We start from the raw sequence: 23,542 nt of genomic DNA on the forward strand, positions 1-23,542 counted from the left end.
AATGCGGGCCGGAGCCCGCGGCGCAAGGCCGGCGCCGGGTAATCAAGGCGTGCCGCCGCGCTCTCGACGCGGCGGCACCGGACAGTCCATAAGGATAGCAGCCTGCGCGAACCGCGCGCCTCAGGCGGCGCGCCGTTCCAGCCCGCGCTTCACGTCCACGCGCGACAAAAGGATGAGGCCGCCCACGAAGAACAGGCCGGTCACCAGGATCGCAAGCCGGTGGTTGCCGTGCGTGGCCCAGGTCACCAGGCCGTAGGTCAGCGGACCGATCACCGCGGCCAGTTGCACCGCGAAGGTCCACAGCGAGTAGAACTCTGCCAGCCGGCCGGCGGGCGCCAGCGCGCCGGTCATGGCGCGGCCCGCGCTCTGCGTGGTGCCCATGCACAGCCCGGCCAACGTGGCCGCGACCCAAAACACGGGCGCGGTCACGGCGGCGTAGGCCACCAGCACCATCACGATCCAGCCGCACAGCGTCAGGGCCAGCGCCGGCTTGTGGCCGATGCGGTCCTGCACGTAGCCGAACGAAAACGCGCCGGCCGCCGCGCCGATGTTTACGGTGAACACCAGCAGCATGATCTGCGGCGTGGTGAAGCCCATGACCTCCGAGGCATAGACCGCGGCCAGCGTGATCACCACCGAAATGCCCGCCTGGTAGCAGGCGATGCACATGAGCAGGCGGCGGAACTCCGGAAAATGCTGCCCGGTTTCGCGCCAGGCATAGGCCAGGCGCTTGAGCATGTGCAGCGCCTCCTGCTTGCCGGCCTGCGGCTTCGCGCGTTCGCGCAGCAGGAAGAAGGACGGCAGCGCCGCCAGCGCGAACACCGCGCACGTGACCACGATGACCCACGGCACGAAATGCTCGGCCGTCTCGCCACGCCCCTCGGCCAGCGTCACGACCACCAGCGACAAGCCCAGCGTGAGCATGCCGCCGCAATAGCCGAAGCTCCAGCCCCAGCCCGAAACGCGGCCCAGCGCGGAGGGCCGCGCAAGCTCCGGCAGGAAGGCCGCGACCACGGATTCGCCGACGCAATAGCAGTAGTTGGAAATGACGATGGCGGCCAGCGCCAGCCAGACGTCCCCGGGCCCGGCCTGCGTCAGCACCAGCGTAGCGGCCACGCAACCCACCGTGCTCGAAAACAGCAGGCGGCGCTTGCTGGCACGCGCATCGGCGCGGGCGCCCAGCGTGGGCATGGTCAGCATGATGAGGAGATAGGACAGCGACAGCGCCGCGGTCCAGGCCAGCGTGGCCCAGGGCGCGCGCCCGCCGACCACACCGACGAAATAGGTGCTGAACACCGCCGTGAGGATCACGGTGGTGTAGCCGGAATTGGCGAAGTCGTACATGGCCCAGGCCCAGACCTCGCGTTTGGCCACGCCGGGATTCAGGGGGCCGTCGCCCCCTGCTCCAGCGTTCTGCGCGGATGCGCCGGCCGGCGCATCCGACGGCTCGCCGTGGCTCATAGGCCCAGGGCGGCGATGCCAGCTTGAGCGATCAGCACGTCTTCGCTCGACTTCACGCCCGACACGCCGACCGCGCCGACCACATGGCCATCGGCCACGACCGGCACGCCGCCTTCCAGCAGGCCGTCGATCAAGGGGGCCGACAGGAACGAAACGCGGCCGTTGTTGATCATTTCCTCGTAGACGCGCGATTCGCGGCGGCCGAGCGCCGCGGTCTTGGCCTTGGCCGGCGCGATGTGCGCCGAAATCGGAGCCGCGCCGTCCAGGCGCAGCATGCCCAGCAGATGGCCGCCGTCATCGACCACGGAGATCGTGACGGCCCACTTGTTCTGCAGGGCGTGTGCTTCGGCCGCAGCCAAAATCTTCTTGACGTCTTCGGCGCTCAGCACGGGCTTGGTATTCATTGCAGCGACTCCTTTATTTGTTCCAGGGCGGTGGGATCTTCTATGGTGGTCAGATCGCCGGGATCGCGTCCTTCGCATACCGCGACGATCGCGCGGCGCAGGACCTTGCCGGAACGGGTCTTGGGCAATGCGCCCACGAACCGGATCCTGGCGGGCCTAGCCACCGCTCCCAGCTGCTCTTCCACCAGCCGCATGATATCGCCTTCCAGGCGCTTTGCCCCTTCCTCGGTTTCGGCTCCGGCGGGATTCTTGAGCACGGCGAACGCCATCGCAACCTGGCCCTTGAGCGAGTCCGCCACGCCCACGACCGCGCATTCGGCAATCGCGTTGTGGCTATTGACGGATTCCTCGATCTCGCGCGTGCCCAGCCGGTGGCCCGCCACATTGATCACATCATCCGTGCGCCCCAGGATGAACCAGTAGCCATCGGCGTCCACCAGGCCCCAGTCGAAGGTCGAATACACCTGGCGGCCGGGAATGGAGGTGAAGTAGGTCTGCACGAAGCGCTCGTCGTCGCCCCAGATGGTGGACATGGCGCCCGGCGGCAGCGGCGGCACGATGGCCACCACGCCTTTCTGGTCGGGGCCCAGATCCTCGCCCGTGGACTCGCTGACGATGCGCGCGTCAAAGCCATATACCGGGAACGACGGGCTGCCGAAGCGCGTCGGGACCTTTTCCACGCCAGGCTGGGCCGACAGGATCGGCCAGCCCGATTCCGTCTGCCAGTAGTTGTCGATGATGGGCTTGCCCAGGCCGCCCGAGATCCATTGCGCGGTCGGCTCGTCCAGCGGTTCGCCCGCCAGATAGACCGCACGCAACGAGGACAGGTCGTGGCGCTTGAGCAGCTCCGGATCCTGGCGCTTGAGCACGCGCACCGCGGTCGGCGCCGAGAACAGGGTGTTGACGCCGAACTGCTCCACCAGCTTCCACAGGATGGCGCCGTCCGGACGCACCGGGGTGCCTTCATACAGCACCGTCGCCTGCCCGCCGATCAGGGGGCCGTAGATGATGTACGAATGGCCCACCACCCAGCCGATGTCGCTGGTGCAGAAGAAGGTGTCGCCGGCGCGGCCGTCGAACAGGTATTCCATGGACGAGGCCAGCGCCACGGCATAGCCGCCGGTATCGCGCTGCACGCCCTTGGGCTTGCCGGTGGTGCCGGAGGTATAGAGGATATAGCTGGGCTCCGAGGACTCCAGCCATTCCACCGGCACCCGCGCGCCCAGGTGGCGCTGGCGCAGCGTCTCGTAATCCAGGTCGCGTCCTGCGACGGGTTCGAACGGCGCCAGGCCGCGGTCGAACACCACCACCGAGGCCGGCGGCGTCTTGGCCAGCGCCAAGGCACGGTCCAGCAGCGGTTTGTAGGGCACGACCTTGCCGCCGCGCGAACCGCCGTCGGTGCAGACCACCACTTTGGGCGCCGCGTCGTCGATGCGCTGGGCCAGGTTGACCGAGGCGAAGCCGCCGAACACCACCGAATGCACCGCGCCGATCCGCGCGCACGCCAGCATGGTGAACACGGCTTCCGGCACCATGGGCATGTACAGCAGCACCCGGTCGCCGCGCCCCACCCCGAGCTCCTTGAGCATGGCAGCGGCGGCGTTGACCTCTTCGTACATTTCCTGGCGCGTGTAGACGCGCTCGCGGTCGACCTCGGTGGACACCCAGATCAGGGCCGGCGTTTCGGCCTGGGTCGGCAGCCAGCGGTCGACGGCGTTGTAACAGAGATTGGTGCGCCCGCCCGTGAACCACTTGGCGAACGGCGGCCGGGAGAAGTCCAGCACGGACTCGAACGGCGTCTCCCAGTGGATGCGGCCGGCCTCTTCCCGCCAGAACGCGTCGCGGTCATGTATCGAGCGGTAATGGAAATCCCGGGTTTTTTGCATTTATGTCTCCTGTTATCTTTCTTAGGCCTTAAGGCTGATTGATTTCTTCTCTGATCCTTCGGTCATTCTGGTAGGCAAACCTTGCACGAGGCTTGCCGCAAGTCAAAATGTTCTACCAAATGTCCACGCTGCATGGACATTAACGCCGGTTTCGTAACTAACTGGTCTTAAAAGTTTGGTAGAATCCCCGCGAAGTTGTAGAACAATGTTGATTTTGCTGACATCTCGGCCACATTCACGGCGAATTCCGTGTTTTTTGCCGTTATCTGCAAATCACCCCCAGGCGCATGCATCGACACTCCAACCACGCGAGACTGAATTCATCCTCCGGCCAAGCAACTCGCGGTCTGCGCTTGCTGGCGTTGGTTGCATGCGTGGTGGGTCTGGCAGGTTGTGCCGCTACAAATCAAAAGTCAACCGCCCATACGTCCGAGATTGACCCCTACGAGACGGAATGGGTCGCCACCTCCGATGATCCCATCGGCGTACTGGTAAGCCAGAAATTCAAGCGCGAACGCCAGAAGACCCACTCGGGCGTCAGCAGCGACAACGCCCTGGTCAGCGAAGCCCTGAACCATCTGGGCATCCGCTACCGCTTCGGCGGCAATTCCCCCGATACCGGATTCGACTGCAGCGGCCTGGTGACCTACACCGCCGAACGTTCGCTGGGCCTGAAGCTGCCCCGCAACGCCGCCGAGATGGCGCAGCAAGGCGTCTCGGTCGCCAAGAACGAACTGAAGGCCGGCGACCTGGTCTTCTTCAACACGCTGGGCCGCCGCTACTCGCACGTGGGCATCTACCTGGGCGACGACCGCTTCGTGCACTCGCCCAGCGCTGGCGGCGTGGTCCGCGTCGAAAACATGACCATGGCCTACTGGTCCAAGCGCTACAACGGCGCGCGCCGCCTGGACAACAGCCTGATGGCGTCCGCCCGCGCCTCGAACTGACACATTCCCAGGATAGCCGCCAGGCTCTCCCCGCTACAAGCAAAACGCCGCCGGACTTTCCAGTCCGGCGGCGTTTTTCCATCTCTTCGCGGCGCTTTGGGCCGCAGGCCGTTTCGGCCTCCCCAGTTTTTTGTTTGGCTGCAGCAGACCGTGTCTTCAGTGCACAGAGCCAGCCCGCTGGCACAGGCCGCATTGCTGCAGGGCCTGCTGCATGCTGCATACCGAACGCCGACAAGCGACGACTCGGATACCGCCACGTTGCGCGGCGTTGCGGAAGGTTTTCATGACGTTGTGGCCCAGGAAGTCGGTCAGCAGGATGACCAGCTGGGTGCCCGAGGGCAGTTGCAACGTCTTCTTTTGATGCGAGGGATCACGCCCGCTGATGTGGTGCGTGATCGAAATATTGTGCCCTTTGAGCAGATCCGGGATGTTGCCAAGGCGGTCGGCGCCCACTACCACTGCACTTAATCCTGCCGTCATGATGAACCTCACTGGGTCGTTGAGACTGGATGTAATGATAATGATTCCTATTTTTTAGTCAACTCAAATGAGATCAGTTCTTATTTAATTATTTTTATGAGCCCATGAAAAGGGATAGCGCGGACCGCGACGCATCAAGAAAAAAGGCGCGCCGCCCAATGACGCCGCGCCTCTCGCCCCGTGAAACGGATGCCTACTTGGGCGTGCCCTGCACCGCTTCGGTCACCACCGCGCGGGTCAGCGAAGGCGCCAGCATCTCCAGGAAGGTGTAGACGTAGTCACGCAGGAACACGCCTGCCTTCACGCCGACGCGGGTCGTATGCGTGCCGAACAGATGGCCCACCGGCAGGCCCACCAGGTTGCTGTCGCGGCGCGGATCGTAGGCTACGCCGGCGATGATGCCAATGCCCAGGCCCACGTCGACATAGGTCTTGATGACGTCGGCGTCGATGGCTTCCAGCACGATGTCTGGGTGGATACCCTGGTTGGCGAAGATCTCATCGATGGTGCTGCGGCCGGTGAAGGCGCGGTCGTAGGTCACGATGGGATACTCGGCCAGCTGCGCCAGCGACAGGCGCTTGGCTGCGCTGGAGGTCAGTTCGGCCAGGGGATGGTCCGGGCGCACCACCACGGTGTGTTCCCAGGCATAGACCGGCAAGGTCGCCAGGCCCGGCGTCAAGGCCAGCGATTCCGTCGCCAGGGCCAGGTCGGCCTGCTCATGCAGCACCATTTCGGCCAGTTGCGCGGGGCTGCCTTCGGCCAGCGACAGGTGCACCTTGGGGAATTGCTTGCGGAACGCGGGAATCACGCGCGGCAGCAGATAGCGCGCCTGAGTGTGGGTGCAAGCGATGACAAGGCCGCCTTCGTCGCGGCGCGCAAACTCGTCGCTGACCTTCTTCAGGTTGTCCACTTCGCGCATGATGCGGTCGATGACCTGCGACACCGCCAGGCCGGGCTTGGTCAGCCCCTTGATGCGCTTGCCGTGCCGTTCGAAGATCTTGATGCCCAGTTCGTCCTCGAACTCGATGATCGCCTTGGAGACGCCGGGCTGCGAGGTATAGAGCATCCGGGCGGCTTCGGTCAGGTTGAAGTCGCGCCGGATGGTTTCGCGGACAAAACGAAATTGCTGCAGGTTCATGAATTGGCCCCTGTTAGACGGGCCAATTATAAGTAATAAGGACGCCTCGTTATATAACTTATTTATATAAGCTTACATGCAAGGCGTCCCCAGTTCAGCGCATCGAGATCGTGGTGTTCACGCTCTTGGCATGGGCCGACCAACGCGCCGTGACGGTCTTGGTCTGCGTCCAGAACTGCACGGCCTGCTTGCCATTGGGGCCCAGGTCGCCCAGTTTGGAGCCGCGCGAGCCGGTGAAGCTGAACCAGGCCACCGGCACCGGGATCGGCACGTTGATGCCGACCTGGCCGACGTCGATGTTGTTCTGGAAGTAGCGCGCCGCGCCGCCATCCTGGGTGAACAGCGCCACGCCGTTGCCGTTGGGATTGCGGTTGATGAACGCAACTGCGTCCTCCAGCGTTTCCACGCCCACCACGCACAGGACCGGCCCGAAGATTTCCTCGGTGTAGATGGTCATGTTTTCGGTGACGCCGTCGAAAATCGTCGGACCCACGAAGTTGCCCTGCTCAAAGCCGGCGACCTTCAGGCTGCGGCCGTCCAGCAGCAGCTTGGCGCCTTCGTCCACGCCCTTCTGGATCAGGCTTTCGACGCGCTTCTTGGCGTTGGGCGAAACGAGAGGGCCGAGATCCGCTTCGCGGTCCATGCCGGAATTGACCTTGAGCTTCTTCGAGCGTTCGACGAAGTCAGGCAGCCAGTTGCGGGCTTCGCCCACCAGCACGGCCACGGACGAGGCCATGCAGCGTTGGCCGGCCGCGCCGAAGGCGGCGCCCACCAGCTGGTTCAGCGCGACCTCGGGATCGGCGTCCGGCAGGATCACGCAGTGGTTCTTGGCGCCCATCATGGACTGGCAGCGCTTGCCGGCGGCGGAGGCACGGTTGTAGATCTCGGTGCCGACGCGGGTCGAACCGATGAACGAGACCGCCTTGATGTCGGGGTGTTCGCACAGGCCGTTGGCGGTTTCCGGGCCGCCGTGCACCACGTTCAGCACGCCCGGCGGCAGGCCGGCTTCCAGCGCCAGTTGCGCCAGGAACAGCGAGGACGTCGGATCCTGCTCGGAAGGCTTGAGGATGAAGGTATTGCCGCAGGCCACGGCGATCGGGAACATGAAGCAAGGCAGCATGACCGGGAAGTTGAACGCGGTAATGCCCGCGCACACGCCCAGCGGCTGGATCAGCGTGTAGACGTCGATGCCGGAAGCGGCATTCTCGGCGTACTCGCCCAGTTGCAGGTTGGCGATGGAGCATGCGTGCTCCACCACTTCCAGGCCGCGGCCGACTTCGCCCTCGGCGTCCGGCAGGGTCTTGCCGTGCTCGCGGGTAATCATTTCGGCCAGCTTGCCGGTATTGGCGCGCAGCAGTTCCTGGAACTTCAGCATGACGCGCATGCGAGCGCCCTGCCCGCTGTTGCGCCAGGTCTTGAAAGCCTCCTTGGCGTTGGAGACGGCCAGGTCCAGTTCTTCGCGCGTGGCGAAGGGCACCTTGGCAACGACCTCCTGGGTAGCGGGATTGATCACGTCCCGCCATTCGGTGGTTTTGGACTGCACGAGCTTGCCGCCGATCAATAGCGGAACGCGGGGGACTTCACTCATTTGATGCTCCTCACACTGCATGGTCGATGCGGATGGAATCCGCATACATGGATGGTGAGGCGCCGGCGGCAAGGGCCTGCCGGCGCCCCGGGTTTACTTCTTGACCAGCGGGCAGCTCGAATCCGCCAGCGGCTGGAAGGCTTCGGCGGCCGGAATGGTGGCCACCAGCTTGGAATAGTCCCAACCGCCCTTGGACTCGGACGGCTTTTTCACTTCATACAGGTACATGTCGTGGATCACGCGGCCGTCGGGACGGATGGACGCGTTGCGCATGATCGGATCCTCGATGGGCAGCGCGCGCATCTTGTCGGCCACCACCTTGCCGTCGGTGCTGCCGGAAGCGGCGACCGAGCGCAGGTAGTGCCGCACGCTGGAGTACACGCCGGCCTGCGTCATGGTGGGTTTCAGGCCGCGGAACGCTTTCTCGAAGCGCCCGGACCACTGGCGCGTGGCGTCGTCGTAATCCCAGTAGAAGCCGTCCACGTACGACAGGCCCTGGGCGCTTTCCAGGCCCAGCGCGCGCAGGTCCGACAGGAAAATCAGCAACGAGACCAGGCGCTGGCCGCCGGCCACGATGCCGAATTCGCGCGCTTGCTTGACCGCGTTGACCGTGTCCTGGCCGCCGTTGGCCAGCGCCACGACCTGGGCCTTGGAGGCCTGCGCCTGCAGCAGGTAGGACGCGAAGTCCGGCGCGTTCAGGGGATGGCGCACGCTGCCGGCGACGGTGCCGCCCAGCGCTTGCACGGCCTTGGCCGTGTCGGCTTCCAGCGAGTGGCCGAAGGCGTAGTCCACGGTAATGAAGTACCAGGATTTGCCGCCTGCCTTTACCGTGGCCTTGGCGCCGCCCGCGGACTGCGAGTAGGTATCGAACATCCAGTGGAATCCCACCGGCGAGCATTCCTTGTTGGTCAGCGCCGTAGTGGCGGGACCGGAGAACATCACCACCTTGTTCTTTTCGCGCGCAATGCCCTGCACCGCCAGCGCCACCGCGGAATTGGTCAGGTCGGCGATGGCGGTGACGCCGTCGCGGTCGAACCATTCGCGCGCTTTGGCCGCGCCCACGTCGGCCTTGTTCTGGTTGTCCGCGGACACCAGCTCGATCTTCATGCCCTTGCATTCCGCGGCCAGGCAGTCGTCGATGGCCAGCTGCGCCGCCGCCACCGAACCAGGCCCACCCATGCCGGCGTAGGTGCCCGACATGTCCGTCAGAATGCCGATCTTCACTGGCGGCTTATCCGCCGCCTGCGCCTGGCCGACCAATGCGGCGCCCAGACACAAGCCTACGGCCAGCCCGCGTGCGTGCAATTTCATGGATTTGTCTCCTGAGTTTTATTCGTTATGGCGCCGTCTACGCGGCCTGCGGTCCCGGGGTTCAGACCCCGGAGAGCCTGGCTACAGGCCCCAAGCCCGCCGACCCAGTGTAGATGTGTGAAAATCAACAAGCAACACTAGAAATGCACATTCCTTGTGCATTCATGCACAAGCAAAATTTTCCCGGCGGCGCAGCGCGCAGCCGGGCCTGGAGAGCCGGAAAGTGCTTGATTGGGACAGCCTGAGATATTTCCTGGAAGTGGCCCGCACCCAGCGGGTGAGCGCCGCGGCGCGCAAGCTCGGGGTCGAGCACACGACCGTGTCGCGGCGCATCCGCGCGCTGGAAGCTGAGCTGGACACCCTGCTATTCGAAAAGTCGCGCGGCGCGGGCTTCGTGCTGACCGAAGACGGCCAGCGCCTGTTCGTCCATGCCGAACAGATGGAAAGCACGGTGCATTCCGCCCGCGAAAACCTGTCGGGCATCGGCCAGGCGCTGTCGGGACACTTGCGCATCGGCGCCACCGAGGGCTTCGGCAGCTATGTACTGACGCCGTTGGCGGCGGACTTCCAGCGGCGCTATCCGCACATCACGCTGGACATCCTGCCGGTGCCGCGCTTTGTCAGCCTGTCCAAGCGCGAAGCCGACCTGGCCATCACCATCGAGCGCCCCCAGCGCGGCCCCTATGTGTGCAGCAAGCTGTGCGACTACACGCTGCGCCTGTACGGCACGCCCGGCTATCTGGCCAGCCATCCGCCGATCCGAGAGCGCGCGGACCTGGCCGACCACACCTTCATCGGCTACGTCGACGAACTGCTGTTCAGCGAGCGGCTGCGCTATCTGGAAGACCTGCTGCCCGCCAGCAAGGTGGTATTGCGCAGCACCAGCGTGGTGGCGCAATACCACGCCGCGTTGCAGGGCCAGTCGCTGGCGATCCTGCCCTGCTTCATCGCCGCGCAGGACCCGCGGCTCACGCCCGTGCTGGCGGACGAGGTCGAGATCACGCGCTCGTTCTGGATGTACTGCCATGAAGACCTGCGCAAGCTCAAACGCGTGACGGCCCTGTGGGAGTTCATTCGCAAGTCAGTGCTGAAGAACGCCGACCTGCTGGCCGGCAAGGGCGGCACGATGAAGTACCTGCCCTGAAAAAGCCGCGGCCCGCGCTGGGCGGGCCGCAAGGCGTTGGATGTGCCGGCGTCAGGCGCTGTTCTTGGGCGCTTTCACGCGCAAGCGCCGCATCAGCAGGAAGACCGTCAGCATCGCCACCAAGGCATGGATCGCCCACACGCCCACGCCAAAGCTGAGCTTGCCGTTGGAGATCCAGGCGCGCGACAGGTTCATCAGGTTCATGTAGAGCAGGCCCACCAGGCCGGCGATGAGCAGGTCGCCCGAACGTCCCAGGCGCGGGTTGACGGCGCCCAGCGGAATCGCCAGCAACGCCAGGTTCAGCGCGGCCAGTGGCAACGAGACCCGCCACATCACTTGCGACCAGCTGCTATTGGTGTTGTCCGCAATCAATTGCGAGGTCGTGCGCGCCTTGGCGGAACGCTCCGCGTTGGCGCGCGCTTCGGCCACGGGATCGCCGCCCGACTTGCTTTCGAGGCGCAGGCCGTACTTGTCGAAGTGCACCAGCCGGATCTCGGGCGTGCCCGGCTTCAGGTCATAGCGATGGCCTTCGCCCAGCACCAGGAAGCGGTCGCCGTTGGGCATGGTTTCGCTATGGGCCTTGCTGGCGGTCAGCACGCTGAGCCATTCGGGACCATTTTCGCGCGCGAATACGTTGCCCAGTTCATCGCTGGGTTCCAGCGGATCTTCGGCGAAGAACACGCGGTTGCCGCCGGACGATTCCGCGAACTGGCCGGCCGTGACCTTGGACAGGTCGGAGCGCTGCTCGAAGCGTTCGTGGTATTCGCCGATCTGGCGGTACGCCCAAGGCGCCGCCACCAGCGTCAACCCCGCCACCGCCAGCGCCACGGGGATGGCGACGCGCAGCACCGGCCGGAACCAGTCGGCCAGCGAGAGGCCGCTGGCGAACCACACCACCATTTCCGATTCACGGTAATTGCGCGTGACGGTGGTGAGGACCGCAATGAAGACGGAGACCGCGAGAATGGTCGGCAATGCGGTGATGGTCGACAGCGCGGCCAGCACCACCACGACGTCCGCCCCGATGTTGCCGCCCGCTGCTTCACCGAGCAGGCGCACGAGCAACACGCTGAGCCATACGATGAGCAACGTGGAAAAGACAACGCCAGCGTGACTGGTGATCTCGCTGACGACAGAGCGTTTGAATAGAGACATGGGAGAATATGCGGGATAATCGACCGCATTCTACACAGACGTACACGGGAAACCCTCATGGAATTTAGCACACAGACCACTGCTTCCCTGCACCAAGTCAAGACCGCCGCCCTGGCCGTCGGGGTCTATGCGGAAGGCGTGTTGAGCCCCGCCGCCGATCTCATCGACCGCGCTTCCAATGGCGCGGTGCGTTCGGTGGTCAAGGCCGAGTTCCGCGGCCGCGCCGGCTCCACGCTGACCCTGCGCAACCTGCCCGGCGTGTCCGCGCAGCGTGTGGTGCTGGTGGGCCTGGGCAAGCAGGAAGAATATTCTGCCCGCGCCCACGCCTCGGCCGAGCAGGCCTTCGCCGCGGCTTGCGTATCGGCGCAGCTGGCTGAAGGCGTGTCCACGCTGGTCGCCAATCCGATCGCCGACGTGGCTGTCATCGCGCGCGCCCGCAGCGCCGCCATCGCAGCCGGCAACGCCACCTATCATTACGACGCCAGCTTCGGCAAGCCCGACCGCGACGCCCGTCCCAAGCTCAAGAAGATCGTCCAGGTCGTCGAGCGCGCCGACGCGGCCCAGGCCCAGAAGGGCCTGCGCGAAGGCGGCGCCATCGCCAACGGCATGGACCTGACCCGCACGCTGGGCAACCTGCCCGGCAATATCTGCACGCCGACCTACCTGGGCGAGACGGCCAAGCGCCTGGCCCGCGAGTTCAAGTCGCTGAAGGTGGAAGTGCTGGACCGCAAGCAGGTCGAAGCGCTGGGCATGGGCTCGTTCCTGTCGGTCGCGCGCGGTTCCGAGGAAGCGCTGCGCTTCATCGTCCTGCGCCATGCCGGCAACAAGGCCGCCAAAAAGACCGCCAAGGGCGCGCAAGGCCCCATCGTGCTGGTCGGCAAGGGCATCACCTTCGATGCCGGCGGCATCTCGCTCAAGCCCGCCGCCACCATGGACGAAATGAAGTACGACATGTGCGGCGCCGCCAGCGTGCTGGGTTCGTTCCGCGCCCTGGCCGAACTGGAGCTGCCGCTGGACGTGGTGGGCCTGATCCCGGCTTGCGAAAACCTGCCCAGCGGCAAGGCCAACAAGCCGGGCGACGTCGTCACCAGCATGGCTGGCCTGACCATCGAAATCCTGAACACCGACGCCGAAGGCCGCCTGGTGCTGTGCGACGCGCTGACCTACGCGGAACGCTTCAAGCCGTCCGCGGTGATCGACATCGCCACCCTGACCGGCGCTTGCGTGGTGGCCCTGGGCAACGTCAATAGCGGCCTGTTCTCCAAGGACGACGCGCTGGCCGATGCGCTGGCCGCGGCCGGCCGCCAGTCGCTGGACACCGCATGGCGCATGCCGATGGACGACGCCTACCAGGAACAGCTCAAGTCCAACTTCGCCGACCTCGCCAACATCGGCGGTCCTCCGGCGGGCGCGGTCACGGCGGCCTGCTTCCTGTCGCGCTTTGCCACCTCGTACCGCTGGGCCCACCTGGACATCGCCGGCACCGCCTGGCGCGGTGGCAAGGACAAGGGCGCCACCGGCCGCCCCGTGCCGCTCCTGATGCAGTACCTGCTGGACCAGGCTTGAAACGGCAGCAACGGAACCCGGCATGACGCGCATCGACTTCGCCTTCGGCGCGCCCGACCGCTTGCGCACCGCCTGCCAGGTGGTGCGCAAGCGCTACCTGGCAGGGCAGCGGCTGGTGGTGTACTGTAGGGATGGCTCCCGGCTGGCCGCGTTCGACCGCATGCTCTGGGCCTTCGACGACACTTCTTTCGTGCCGCACGTGCTGGCCAACGATCCGCTGGCGGGCGAGACTCCTGTAATTCTCACTGCCGGCGATCCGCAACAGGCCGCGGCCGCGGCGGGCCAGGGCGGACAGCCCCAGCCGTCCTGGCTGCTGAACCTGGACCTCGACTGCCCTCCGGGTTTCGAAGCCTTCGAGCGCCTGCTTGAAATCGTCTCGGACGACCCCGACGACAAGCAGGCCGCCCGCCAGCGCTGGCGGATCTACCTGGCCGCGGGCCACACGCCGCAAAGCCACGACCTCAGCCGCCAGCAGCCGGACGGCTGAACGCGCCGGCCTTGCGGCGCGCCACCTCGATCACCCGGGAGCCATCATGCCCTCTCGCCACGCCGACCCCGGCATCCCTACCCTGACCCAGCGGGCCGAGCCCGCGCTCTACCCGCCGGCGTCCCCGCACGACGCGGACATGCTCGTGCTGACCGACCTGGCCGACGATGGCGCGCAGGGTCATGACGACGACGCCTTTCCGCTACTGACGGAAGTGGCGGACGACGCAGATGCGTCCCCTGATATTATTCCACCGGCAGCCGCCGTCCTGGCTGCGCCTCCCGCCGCGCCGGACGCCACGGTCCTGAGCGCCCGCCTTCAGGCCGAGGTCGAGCAGCTGATGCGCGAAGCCCTGGCCGAAGCCATCGAACAGATCCAGGCCCGCATGGACGCAGAATTGCCGCGCATCGTCGCCAGGGTGCTGCAGGACGTCAGGCCGGGTTGACCCGTCTGGAACCTATTTCGCGCCTCTGGTCTAATCCTAGGCAGAACTGGATTCTTCAGGGAACTGTAAGGTATCCTTCCCATCTAAGCCTTCTAGGCAACCATTACTCTGCCGCACACAGGAGTTCTCAATGAACGAATATCGTCCGTCCCCTTTTAACCGTTCCGGCGCCGTAGCCGGCGCGCCGGGCGAGGTCGCGCGCAACCAGGTGCTGCGCAACACCTATTGGCTCTTGGCGCTCTCGCTGATCCCGACCGTGCTGGGCGCGGCCGTCGGCATGTACACCGGCATCAACCGCATCATGGGCGCAAGTCCCGGCCTGTCCGCCATCGTGTTCCTGGTGGGCGCGTTCGGCCTGATGTTCGCGATCGAAAAGAACAAGAACAGCTCGCTGGGCGTGGTCCTGCTGCTGGCCTTCACGTTCTTCATGGGCGTGATGCTGTCGCGCCTGCTGGGCTTCGTCATGGGCATGAGCAACGGCTCGCAGCTGGTCATGACGGCCTTCGGCGGCACCGCGATCGTGTTCGGCACGATGGCCACGCTGGCCACCACCATCAAGCGCGACCTGTCGGGATTGCAGAAATTCCTGTTCATCGGCGCGGTCGTGATCCTGGTGGCGGCCCTGGCCAACATCTTCCTGCAACTGCCCGCGCTGATGCTGACCATCTCGGTCCTGGCCATCGTCATCTTCTCGGCCTTCATGCTGGTCGACCTGCAGCGCGTGGTCAACGGCGGCGAAACCAACTACGTGTCCGCCACGCTAGCCATCTACCTGGACGTCTACAACGTCTTCTCGAACCTGCTGATGCTGCTGGGCATCTTCGGCGGCAACCGCGAGTAATCGCAACGCAGCCAAACCGGCACAAAGAGCCTACATTCACGTGTAGGCTCTTTTTTTACCTTGGGCCTGCATTCACGTGTAGGCCCTTTTCTTTGCCCCTCCCGGGCGCCCTTTCCCGCTGGAGCCACGCCATGCCCGACCGCCGCCGCTTCCTCCAGACCGCTGCCGCCGCCGCCCTGACCGGGCCGGCCTGGACGGCCCGCGCCCTCAGCGTGGTAACTCCCATGCACAGGCGGAACATACCCGCCTCCGGCGAGGCGCTGCCTGTGATCGGCCTGGGCACCGCCGACACCTTCAACGTGTCCCCCGCCGACAAGGCCGCCATGGCGCCGCTGGCGCAGGTGCTGGATACGCTGCTGCAGAAGGGCGGCAAGCTGATCGACACCGCGCCCAGCTACGGGCAGGCGGAAGCGGTCACCGGCGCGCTGCTGGCGCGCGACGGCGGCGTGCGGGCCAGGACCTTCCTGGCGACCAAGATCAGCACGCAGGGCCACGAGTCAGCCATGCGCCAGGTGCGCCAATCGCAACGGGCGCTGGGCAGCGACAAGCTCGACCTGGTCCAGGTGCACAACCTGATCGACACCGCCAACCAGCTGGCGCTGCTGCGCGAACTGAAGCAGCAAGGCATGATCCGCTATCTGGGCATCACGCACTACACCGACCATGCCCACGACGAACTGACCGAACTGGTCGAACGCGAAAAGCCCGATTTCCTGCAGATCAACCTGTCCGTAGCCGACCGCAGCGCCGAAAAACGCCTGTTGCCCGCCTGCCAGGCCCACGGCGTCGCGGTGCTGATCAACCGCCCGTTCCAGGACGGCGCGCTGTTCCGCCGGGTCAAGGGGATGGCGCTGCCCGAGCTGGCCGCCGAGATCGATTGCGGATCCTGGGCGCAGATCTTCCTGAAGTTCATCATCGGCCATCCCGCGGTCACCGCCGTCATTCCCGCCACTTCCAAGCCGGCCAACATGGCGGACAACGCGCAGGCCGGCTTCGGGCCGCTGCCGGACGCCGCCATGCGGGAACGCATCGCCGCGCTGCTGGCCTGACGCCATGGCGTCCGCCCCCGGCAGCTTGCCAGGCCGCGCCGCGCAGGCCTTGGGCATTCCGCAGGAAGAACTGGCGCCGGCAGCCTGCGGCTTCGCGTTTTTCTTCTTTCTGTTCTGCGGCTATTTCATGCTGCGGCCGATACGCGAGACCATGGGCATCCAGGCGGGCGTCGACCAGCTGCAATGGCTGTTCACCGCGACCTTCATCGCCATGCTGGCCGTGGTGCCGCTGTTCGGCTGGCTGTCGGCGCGCGTGCCGCGCGCCATGCTGGTGACCTGGGTCTATGCCGCCTTCGCGCTCAGCATGGCCGGCTTCGCCGCCCTGCTCCATCTGCGCCCCGGCAGCGTCTGGGCGGCGCGCAGCTTCTACGTCTGGCTGTCGGTCTTCAACCTGTTCGTCGTCTCCATCGCCTGGAGCCTGATGGCCGACGTATTCCGCATGGAGTCCGCCAAGCGCCTGTTCGCGCTGATTGCCGCGGGCGCCAGCGCCGGCGGGCTGGCAGGCCCGCTGTTGGGCGGCCTGCTGGCCGGCGCGCTCGGTCCGGCCGGCCTGTTGCTGCTGTCGGCGCTACTGTTGACCGCCACCCTGCCCCTCAAGCGCTGGCTGCTGCGCTGGCGCGCGGCCCACCGCGAGGACGCGGCGTCGGACGACATGCGCCGACCGCTGGAAGGTTCGATCCTGGCCGGCCTCTCGCGCATCTTCCAGTCACCTTACCTGCTGGGGATTTCGCTGCTTGTGATCCTGCTGGCCACGCTCAACACGTTTCTCTACATGGAGCAGGCGCGGCTGGTGGCGCATGCCTTTACCGACACGGCCCAGCGCATCCGGGTCTTCAGCGCGCTGGACTTCACGGTGCAGGCGCTGTCGCTGCTGTCGCAGCTCTTCATCACCGGACGCGTGGCCACGCGTCTGGGGCTGCGCTTCCTGCTGACCGCCGTGCCGCTGACGATGACGGCCGCTTTCCTGGCGCTGGCGGCCTTTCCCGTCTTCGGCGTGCTGGCCGCGGCCATGATCGTGCGCCGGGTCGGCGAGTACGCGCTGATCCGGCCGGGGCGCGAAATGCTGTTCACCGCAGTCTCGCCCGAAGACAAGTACAAGACCAAGAACGTCATCGACACCGTGGTCTACCGCGCGGGCGATGCGGCCAGCGGCTGGGTCAAGGCGGGCGTGGACATGCTGGGCTACGGCCCGGCGCTGATCGCCGCGCTGGGCGCCCTGTGCGCGCTGGCGGCCGCCGCCGTGGGCCACGGGCTGGGACGGACCGCCGACCGGCGCAATGCGGACAGGCCTTAGGTTTTATTGAACATCCATCTCATTGAACCAAACGTATTCCCCAGGCCGCGACCGCACAATGGCGCAGCTCTCAATGCCTGGGGAAACGTCATGAAACGCACCGCCTGTCTTGCCGCCGTGTTGCTAAGCCTGGCCGCGCCCGCCGCGCTGGCCGCCTATCCGGAACGCGCCATCACCCTGATCGTGCCGGCCGCAGCGGGCGGCAACGCCGACATCACCGCGCGCCTGGTGGGCCAGGAAATGAGCCGCCAGCTGGGCCAGCCCGTGGTCGTGGAGAACCGCGTCGGCGCGGGCGGCCGTATCGGCACCCAGGCCGTGGCGCGCGCGCCGGCCGACGGCTACACCATCGGCTATGCCCACGTCGGCACGCTGGTGCTGCACCGGTTCCTGTTCAAGCAGCAGCTCTACGACCTGGACCGCGACATCGCCGCCATCGGGCTGGTGGCCGAAACGCCCAACGTCATCGTGGTGAACGCGTCCTCGCCCTATCGCGACCTGAAGGGGTTCATCGAGGCCAGCCGCGCCCAGCCGGAGCGCCTGACGATGACCTCCGCCGACCCGGGCACCACCAGCGAGGTCGGGGTCAAGCTCTTCATCGCCCAGACCGGCGCCGCCGTGCGCCAGATCCCGTACAAGGCCACGGCCGCGCAGTTGTCCGACCTGCTGGGCGGCCATGTCGATTCCATGATGGAAAACCTGCCGCCACTGATCGGCAACCTGAAGGATGGCCGCTTGCGCGCGCTGGCGGTCACGACCAAGACCCGCGCCGCCTCCAATCCGGACGTGCCGACGGTGGCGGAGCAAGGGTATCCCGACTACGAGCAATCGGCCTGGAGCGCGCTGGTCGCGCCCGCCGGCACCCCGCCCGAGGTCATCGCGCGGCTGAACGCGGCAATGAACGCTGCGCTGCGCTCGGACGGCGTCAGCAAGGAACTGCGCAGCCGCTCCCAGGAACCGCTGGGTGGCACGCCGCAGGACGTACAGAACCAGATACGCAAGGAGCTGCCCAAATGGGAAGGCATCATCAAGGCCGCCGGCACGACGCTGGATTGAACCGGATCGTCACATCAGCAGGAGCCGCCGCATGGCCACGGTAAGCCGCGAGGACTTTTCCTGCGCCGCGGCGACCAACGCGTCGGCCTACCGGCGCGTCACCATACCGATGCTGCGGATCGAGGCGGGGCCTGGCCCCGCCGTTGCCTTGATGGCGGGCGTGCATGGCGACGAATGGGAAGGCCAGGCCGCCATCCTGGAGCTGTGGCGCCTGCTGCCCGGCATCCTGCAACGCGGCACGGTCTACCTGCTGCCCGCGGCCAACGCCGAGGCCTCGCTGGCGGGCACGCGCCTGTCGCCGTCCGACGGCGGCAACCTCAACCGCGCTTTCCTGGGCGCCCCCGCGCGCGGCTACACGGAAAGCGTGGCCGCCGCGCTGGAAGCCCGGCTGCTGCCGCGCATACAGGCGCTGGTGGACGTGCACAGCGGCGGCGCGTCGCTGCGCTACCTGCCCTCGTCGGTCATCACGCGCTACGGCGACGGCGCCTACGACGAACGCCTGCCCGCCCTGGCGCGAGCCTTCGGGCTGCCCGATTGCATGTACTTCCGCGGCACGGAGTCCGGCTCCATGCCGGCCGCCGCCAGCCGCCATGGGGTGCTGCGCCTGAGCGCCGAGATCGGGGGCGGCCGCGAAACCAGCCAGGCGCTGGTCGACCGCTGCCGCGACGGCCTGCTGGGCTGCCTGGGCGAGCTCGGCCTCCTGCCCGACCGCCTGCCCGCGCGCCACCCCGAGGTCCGCCTCTATGACCTGGACGCTCCCGCCGCCACCCTGCGCGCCAGCGAGGCTGGCGTGTTCGTGCCCGCTGTCGAACTGGGACAACTGGTCAATGCGCGCCAGCGCATCGGCCAACTGCTGGAACCCGCCCGACCCGACATGGCGCCGCGCGCGCTGACCAGTCCGCAGGCCGGCACTGTCGTGTGCCTGCGCGCCATCGCCCGCAGCGACGACGGCGATTGCCTGCTGCAAGTCGCGCCCGCCCTTCCCCTCGATTCCCTTGCCTCGAAGTATTGACCCATGCAGATGAACCCTAGCTTGTCCGGCCTGCGCTGCATCCGTTGCGCCAGCCTGTGGCCGCCGGCCGATTACCCCGAAGGCTGCCCCAGCTGCCTGGAAGCCGGCCACCCCGCCAGCCTGGAATGCCTGTACGAACCCTCGGCCGACGGCGCCATGCCCCTGCCGGTGCTGGACGCCGTCACGCTGGGCGAAGGCGCCACTCCCTGCCTCGCCGCGCCCGCGCTGGCGCAGACCGAAGGCGTGGGCCAACTCTGGTTGAAATGCGAAAGCGCCAACCCCACCGGCAGCCACAAGGACCGCATGGCGGCCCAACTGGTGTCGCGCGCGCGCCTGGCCGGCGCCACCCGCGTGGCGGCCGCCTCCAGCGGCAATGCCGGCGTCTCGCTGGCCGCCTATTGCGCCGCCGCGCGGCTGGAAGCCGACATCGCCATCACCACCAACTGCCCGCCCTTGCAGCGCGAGGCCATGCAGCGCTTCGGCGCCCGGCTGACCGCCTTCGAGGACAGCCTGAGCCGCTGGCCCCATGTCGAGGACCTGTGTCGCAACCACGGCGCCTTCGCCGGCACGAACTATCTGAATCCGCCCGTGGGCACCCACCCCTACGGCGTGGAAGGCTACAAGCCCATCGCGCAGGAGATCCTGGAAAGCTGCGGCGTGCCCAGCGACATCGTGGTGCCCACCGCGCGCGGCGATCTGCTGTGGGGCATCTTCCTGGGTTGGCAGCATCTGCTGCAAACCGGCCGCATCGCGCGTTTGCCGCGCCTGCATGCGGTGGAGCCGTACGCCCGCCTGTCGCGCGCGCGCGCCACGGGCGACGCGCGCAAGCAATGGGACGGCGTGACGGACCAGTATTCGATCGCGGGCAGCACCAGCACGCTGCAATCGCTGGAAGCCTTGACGCGTTCCGGCGGCACGCCGGTGGAGATCTCGGACGCCGCGGCCGCGCAAGCGCAGCAGCGGCTGGAACGCATTGGCCTGGCGACCGAGCTGTCATCGGCCGCGGCGCTGGCTGCCGTGTCGCGGCTGCGGCGCTCGGGCTTGTTGGATGCGGAGTCGTCCGTGGTGTTGATCGTGACCTCGGACGGGCGCCGCGGCTAGCGCCCCGGGGCCGGCTTCGGCGCGCTAGACGCCAAAGCTTTCCACCAGCGGCGCCAACGCGCCGCGCAGGCAGGTCGCCCAGAACTTGCCCGCCTCGGACAAGGGGCGGCTGCCATGCAGGATCATGTGGCATTCGAAATGCACCGGCGCGGCCAGCGGGCGATAGCACAGGCCCGCCGCCGCCATGCCGACTGCCGTGGCCGGGTTGGCGATGCCCACGCCATGCCCCGCCAGCGCCAGTTGGCACACGGTGCTGGAATAAGGCGTCTCGATGGCCACCTTCAGGCTCTGCCCCGCTTGCGCCAACAGCGCGTCCAGGCGCTTGCGCGAGCCGTCCTCGGCGTTCAGCGCGATCACGTCGGCGTCGGCCAGGTGCGAAAAATCCACTTGCTCCAGCCGCGCCAGCGGATGCCCCTTGGGAAAAACCGCCACGGCGCGCAAACTGGCCAGCCGGTGGCCGCGCAAGCCTTCGAGTTCGGATTCGTCGGCCACAGCTGCCAGGTCCAGCTCGCCCGACACCACCATGTCGCGCAAGGTATTGGAATCCCGGATCTGCAGATACAGGCCGGTATCAGGATAGCGCTCGCGAAAGCGAGCAATAGTGTCGCTGATGATGGCGCCGCTATAGGCATGGATGCAGCCGATGCGCAGCCGTGGCTGCGCCGCGCCGCGGATGGCGCGGATCTTGCGGCCCAGGCTTTCCAGCCCGACGTTCAGGCGGCGGATTTCTTCATACAGCAGGGTCGCCTCGGGCGTGCGCTGCATGCGCTGGCGTACGCGCTCGAACAGACGCAGCTCGATGCTGGCTTCGAGCGCGGCCAGGGTCGCGCTGACGGTGGCGGGCGACACGTCCAGCCGTCTGGCAGCGGCGGTGACGCTTTCCGTTTCATAGACGGTGCGGAAGGTCTCGACCTGCTTGAGCGTGAAGGTCATGGCCGGATCGCGCTCCGCTCAGATGCGTTGCAGGTCCAGCAACACGCGGCGGGTCGACAAGGGACGGCCCGCCAGGATTTCGGCCAGCCGTTCGCGCAGGTCGCGGCGCAGGGCCGGCTCGATCGCCGGGTCGTCGAAATCGGGAGGATCCTCGTCCACGCCATAACCGGTTTCGCGCAGCAGCGTCCATTCGAAGCGGCGCAGCGCGCCCGCGGCGCGGGTGCCGCCGGACAACTGCTGCAAGGCGAAGTCGTAGGCGTCGAACAACAGCGGATGGGCGTCTTCGCGCGGCAGCAGCCGCAGCAGCAGTTCGTTCATATACCAGGCCGACATCAGCGCGGTGCGGGTCAGCGGCCGGATGCCCGCGATCTCGGCGCGCGTCAGCGTCTTGACCTCGCCATTGCCGGTCCACGACAGCAGCAGCGGCTGGAACGCGGACAACACGGGACGCAGGACGGAATACGGGCGCTTCGCGCCCTTGGCGACCATGGCCACACAGCCGTGATCACGTGAGAAAGTCTGAACGATGAGGGAGGTTTCACGCCACGCGGTGGCGTGCAACATGTATCCGGGGCGATCCTGGACGCGAGGCGCCCGTCTACTCATAGCCCAGATCGCGGAGCGCACCCTCGCGGTCGGACCAGCCCTTGCGCACCTTGATGTAGACCTCCAGGTGCACCGGCTTGTCCAGCAGCTTGGCGATGTCCTGCCGCGCCTCCGTGGCGATGCGCTTCATGTGCATGCCGCCCGCGCCCAACAGGATGGGCTTGTGGCTGTCGCGCTCGACCACCACGCAGGCATTGATGCTGGCGCCCTTGCTGGTCTCTTCCCATTGCTCGATGACGACGGTACAGCCGTAAGGCAGTTCGTCGCCAACCAGGCGGAAGATCTTCTCGCGCACCAGTTCGGCGGCGATGAAGCGCATGGGGCGGTCGGTCAGCGTGTCTTCCTCGAACATCGGCTCGCCTTCCGGCAGGCGCGACGCGATTTCTTGCAACAGCTGATCCAGCTGCTGGTTCTTGGTGGCGCTGACGGGCACCACGGCGCCGAACGGATGCAGCGCCATGATCTTGGACACGAAGGCGAACAGGTCGTCGCGGTTCTTCAGTGCGTCGATCTTGGAGACGACCAGGATGGTGCGTTCCGGCGCGGGCAAAAGCGGCAGCAGCTTGGCGTCGCCCTCGGACCATTTGCCGGCTTCCACCACATGCACCACCACGTCCACGTCGGCCAGGGCCTGCGTGACCACGCGGTTCATCATGCGGTTCATGGCGCCGCCATGGCGGGTCTGGAAACCCGGCGTATCGACGAATACGAACTGCTCGTGCTCGCGCGTCAACACACCGTGGATGCGGTGGCGCGTGGTCTGCGCCTTGCGCGACACGATGGAAATCTTGGAACCGATCAGGGCGTTCGTCAGGGTGGACTTGCCCACGTTGGGGCGGCCCACGATGGCGACGAAGCCGGTACGAAAAGGGGTATCGCTCATTTAGTCTCTTGAGCCACTGCCACCGGCAGCGACAATTGCGCGGTTTTGCGCGCCTTGCCCGACTTGCGGGCAGCCTTGGTCGCCGGGCTGACGGCCAACGCGGCCTCCAGCGCCAGCTTGGCCGCCGATTGCTCGGCGGCACGGCGGCTGGCGCCGGGCGCCATCACCTTGATCTCGAGCGCCGGAATGGCGCACTCGACTTCGAACTGCTGGCTATGGGCCGCGCCATGCGTGGCCACCACCGTGTACACCGGCAGCGCCAGCTTGCGGCCCTGCAGGAATTCCTGCAGCAAGGTCTTGGCGTCCTTGCCCAGGGTCTTGGGATCGACCGAAGCCAGCACCGGCTGGTACTGGCGCACGATCACGCGACGGGCGGCGTCGAAACCCGCGTCCAGGAACACGGCGCCGAACAGGGCTTCGACCGTGTCCGCCAGGATGGAAGGCCGGCGGAAACCGCCGCTCTTCAATTCGCCTTCGCCCAGACGCAGGTATTGCGACAGTTCCAGCCGCTGGGCGATATCCGCCAGCGAGGCCTGCTTGACCAGATTGGCGCGCAGGCGCGACAGATCGCCTTCGTCGATTTTGGAATAACGCTCGAACAGCATCGCCGCAACGACAAAGTTCAGCACGGAATCCCCAAGGAATTCCAGGCGCTCGTTGTGGCGCGCACCGTGGCTGCGGTGCGTCAGCGCCTGTTCGAGCAATGCCGAATCACTGAAGTGGTGATCCAGGCGGTTTTCTAGCGTGGCTAGCGACAT

General features: G+C 66.6%; 23 protein-coding genes. 11 read left to right on the forward strand and 12 right to left on the reverse strand.

Features of this window, described 5'->3' with window-relative positions; genetic code table 11:
• Window positions 1–120: 120 nt before the first annotated feature.
• From AC1RHV_RS21850 to AC1RHV_RS21860, 3 genes are read right to left on the reverse strand one after another with little or no spacing between them, the layout of a single operon-like run.
• Window positions 121–1,461: an MFS transporter gene (locus tag AC1RHV_RS21850; protein ID WP_054450669.1), complete on the reverse strand. Its 1,341-nt coding sequence runs from the start codon at window positions 1,459–1,461 to the stop codon at window positions 121–123.
• Entirely contained in the window at window positions 1,458–1,865 is a 408-nt protein-coding gene (locus AC1RHV_RS21855; protein ID WP_054450667.1) for a GlcG/HbpS family heme-binding protein, read from the reverse strand. The genes AC1RHV_RS21850 and AC1RHV_RS21855 overlap by 4 nt, the downstream gene beginning before the upstream one ends.
• Complete coding sequence (locus tag AC1RHV_RS21860; protein WP_054450664.1) at window positions 1,862–3,751, reverse strand: propionate--CoA ligase; 1,890 nt, start codon at window positions 3,749–3,751, stop codon at window positions 1,862–1,864. Before AC1RHV_RS21860 ends, AC1RHV_RS21855 begins: the two co-directional genes overlap by 4 nt.
• A 287-nt stretch (window positions 3,752–4,038) precedes the next feature.
• On the opposite strand from AC1RHV_RS21860, the gene AC1RHV_RS21865 reads away from it, so the two are divergent.
• Window positions 4,039–4,698 (forward strand): C40 family peptidase, encoded by a 660-nt coding sequence (locus AC1RHV_RS21865; protein WP_054450662.1) that lies wholly within the window; start codon window positions 4,039–4,041, stop codon window positions 4,696–4,698.
• A gap of 156 nt (window positions 4,699–4,854) precedes the next feature.
• Here AC1RHV_RS21865 and AC1RHV_RS21870 read toward each other — a convergent pair whose 3' ends face one another.
• The 4 genes from AC1RHV_RS21870 to AC1RHV_RS21885 form a co-directional block, all read right to left on the reverse strand.
• Entirely contained in the window at window positions 4,855–5,178 is a 324-nt protein-coding gene (locus AC1RHV_RS21870; protein ID WP_054451313.1) for a DUF2325 domain-containing protein, read from the reverse strand.
• 193 nt (window positions 5,179–5,371) lie between these two features.
• A complete protein-coding gene (locus AC1RHV_RS21875; protein WP_054450660.1) occupies window positions 5,372–6,316 on the reverse strand; it encodes a CysB family HTH-type transcriptional regulator in 945 nt (314 codons plus the stop codon).
• A 94-nt stretch (window positions 6,317–6,410) separates the two neighbouring features.
• Window positions 6,411–7,904, reverse strand: coding sequence for a CoA-acylating methylmalonate-semialdehyde dehydrogenase (locus AC1RHV_RS21880; protein ID WP_054450658.1), 1,494 nt, complete (start codon window positions 7,902–7,904; stop codon window positions 6,411–6,413).
• A gap of 93 nt (window positions 7,905–7,997) precedes the next feature.
• Complete coding sequence (locus tag AC1RHV_RS21885; RefSeq protein ID WP_054450656.1) at window positions 7,998–9,215, reverse strand: ABC transporter substrate-binding protein; 1,218 nt, start codon at window positions 9,213–9,215, stop codon at window positions 7,998–8,000.
• Between the two features lie 223 nt (window positions 9,216–9,438).
• Here AC1RHV_RS21885 and AC1RHV_RS21890 point away from each other — a divergent pair, with 223 nt between their 5' ends.
• Complete coding sequence (locus tag AC1RHV_RS21890) at window positions 9,439–10,359, forward strand: LysR family transcriptional regulator (protein ID WP_054450654.1); 921 nt, start codon at window positions 9,439–9,441, stop codon at window positions 10,357–10,359.
• Window positions 10,360–10,410: 51 nt separating this feature from the next.
• On the opposite strand, the gene lptF is transcribed toward AC1RHV_RS21890, so the two are convergent.
• Entirely contained in the window at window positions 10,411–11,514 is a 1,104-nt protein-coding gene (lptF, locus tag AC1RHV_RS21895) for an LPS export ABC transporter permease LptF (protein WP_054450652.1), read from the reverse strand.
• Between the two features lie 57 nt (window positions 11,515–11,571).
• Here lptF and AC1RHV_RS21900 point away from each other — a divergent pair, with 57 nt between their 5' ends.
• The 9 genes from AC1RHV_RS21900 (at window position 11,572) to AC1RHV_RS21940 (ending at window position 20,362) form a co-directional block, all read left to right on the forward strand.
• A complete protein-coding gene (locus tag AC1RHV_RS21900) occupies window positions 11,572–13,080 on the forward strand; it encodes a leucyl aminopeptidase (protein WP_054450650.1) in 1,509 nt (502 codons plus the stop codon).
• A 22-nt stretch (window positions 13,081–13,102) separates the two neighbouring features.
• Window positions 13,103–13,567, forward strand: a complete 465-nt coding sequence (locus AC1RHV_RS21905) for a DNA polymerase III subunit chi (RefSeq protein WP_492301966.1) — start codon at window positions 13,103–13,105, stop codon at window positions 13,565–13,567.
• Window positions 13,568–13,613: 46 nt separating this feature from the next.
• Complete coding sequence (locus AC1RHV_RS21910) at window positions 13,614–14,012, forward strand: hypothetical protein (protein WP_492301967.1); 399 nt, start codon at window positions 13,614–13,616, stop codon at window positions 14,010–14,012.
• A gap of 130 nt (window positions 14,013–14,142) precedes the next feature.
• Window positions 14,143–14,853, forward strand: a complete 711-nt coding sequence (locus AC1RHV_RS21915) for a Bax inhibitor-1/YccA family protein (protein ID WP_054450644.1) — start codon at window positions 14,143–14,145, stop codon at window positions 14,851–14,853.
• 131 nt (window positions 14,854–14,984) lie between these two features.
• Complete coding sequence (locus tag AC1RHV_RS21920) at window positions 14,985–15,902, forward strand: aldo/keto reductase (protein WP_492301969.1); 918 nt, start codon at window positions 14,985–14,987, stop codon at window positions 15,900–15,902.
• A gap of 4 nt (window positions 15,903–15,906) precedes the next feature.
• Window positions 15,907–17,196: an NTP/NDP exchange transporter gene (locus AC1RHV_RS21925; protein WP_492301971.1), complete on the forward strand. Its 1,290-nt coding sequence runs from the start codon at window positions 15,907–15,909 to the stop codon at window positions 17,194–17,196.
• Between the two features lie 90 nt (window positions 17,197–17,286).
• Entirely contained in the window at window positions 17,287–18,249 is a 963-nt protein-coding gene (locus AC1RHV_RS21930; RefSeq protein ID WP_054450638.1) for a Bug family tripartite tricarboxylate transporter substrate binding protein, read from the forward strand.
• Window positions 18,250–18,280: 31 nt separating this feature from the next.
• Entirely contained in the window at window positions 18,281–19,261 is a 981-nt protein-coding gene (locus AC1RHV_RS21935) for a M14 family metallopeptidase (protein WP_492301973.1), read from the forward strand.
• A gap of 3 nt (window positions 19,262–19,264) precedes the next feature.
• Window positions 19,265–20,362: a pyridoxal-phosphate dependent enzyme gene (locus AC1RHV_RS21940; protein WP_054450634.1), complete on the forward strand. Its 1,098-nt coding sequence runs from the start codon at window positions 19,265–19,267 to the stop codon at window positions 20,360–20,362.
• A gap of 24 nt (window positions 20,363–20,386) precedes the next feature.
• On the opposite strand, the gene AC1RHV_RS21945 is transcribed toward AC1RHV_RS21940, so the two are convergent.
• From AC1RHV_RS21945 to rnc, 4 genes are read right to left on the reverse strand one after another with little or no spacing between them, the layout of a single operon-like run.
• Window positions 20,387–21,295, reverse strand: a complete 909-nt coding sequence (locus AC1RHV_RS21945; protein WP_054450632.1) for a LysR family transcriptional regulator — start codon at window positions 21,293–21,295, stop codon at window positions 20,387–20,389.
• Between the two features lie 18 nt (window positions 21,296–21,313).
• Window positions 21,314–21,901 carry a DNA repair protein RecO gene (gene recO, locus AC1RHV_RS21950; RefSeq protein ID WP_492301975.1) on the reverse strand — a complete coding sequence of 196 codons (588 nt, stop codon included), beginning with the start codon at window positions 21,899–21,901 and terminating at the stop codon, window positions 21,314–21,316.
• A complete protein-coding gene (era, locus tag AC1RHV_RS21955) occupies window positions 21,894–22,784 on the reverse strand; it encodes a GTPase Era (RefSeq protein WP_054450629.1) in 891 nt (296 codons plus the stop codon). The genes recO and era overlap by 8 nt, the downstream gene beginning before the upstream one ends.
• Window positions 22,781–23,542, reverse strand: a complete 762-nt coding sequence (rnc, locus tag AC1RHV_RS21960; protein ID WP_054450627.1) for a ribonuclease III — start codon at window positions 23,540–23,542, stop codon at window positions 22,781–22,783. Before rnc ends, era begins: the two co-directional genes overlap by 4 nt.

Source organism: Achromobacter sp. GW823-FHT04E03, from assembly GCF_058796095.1.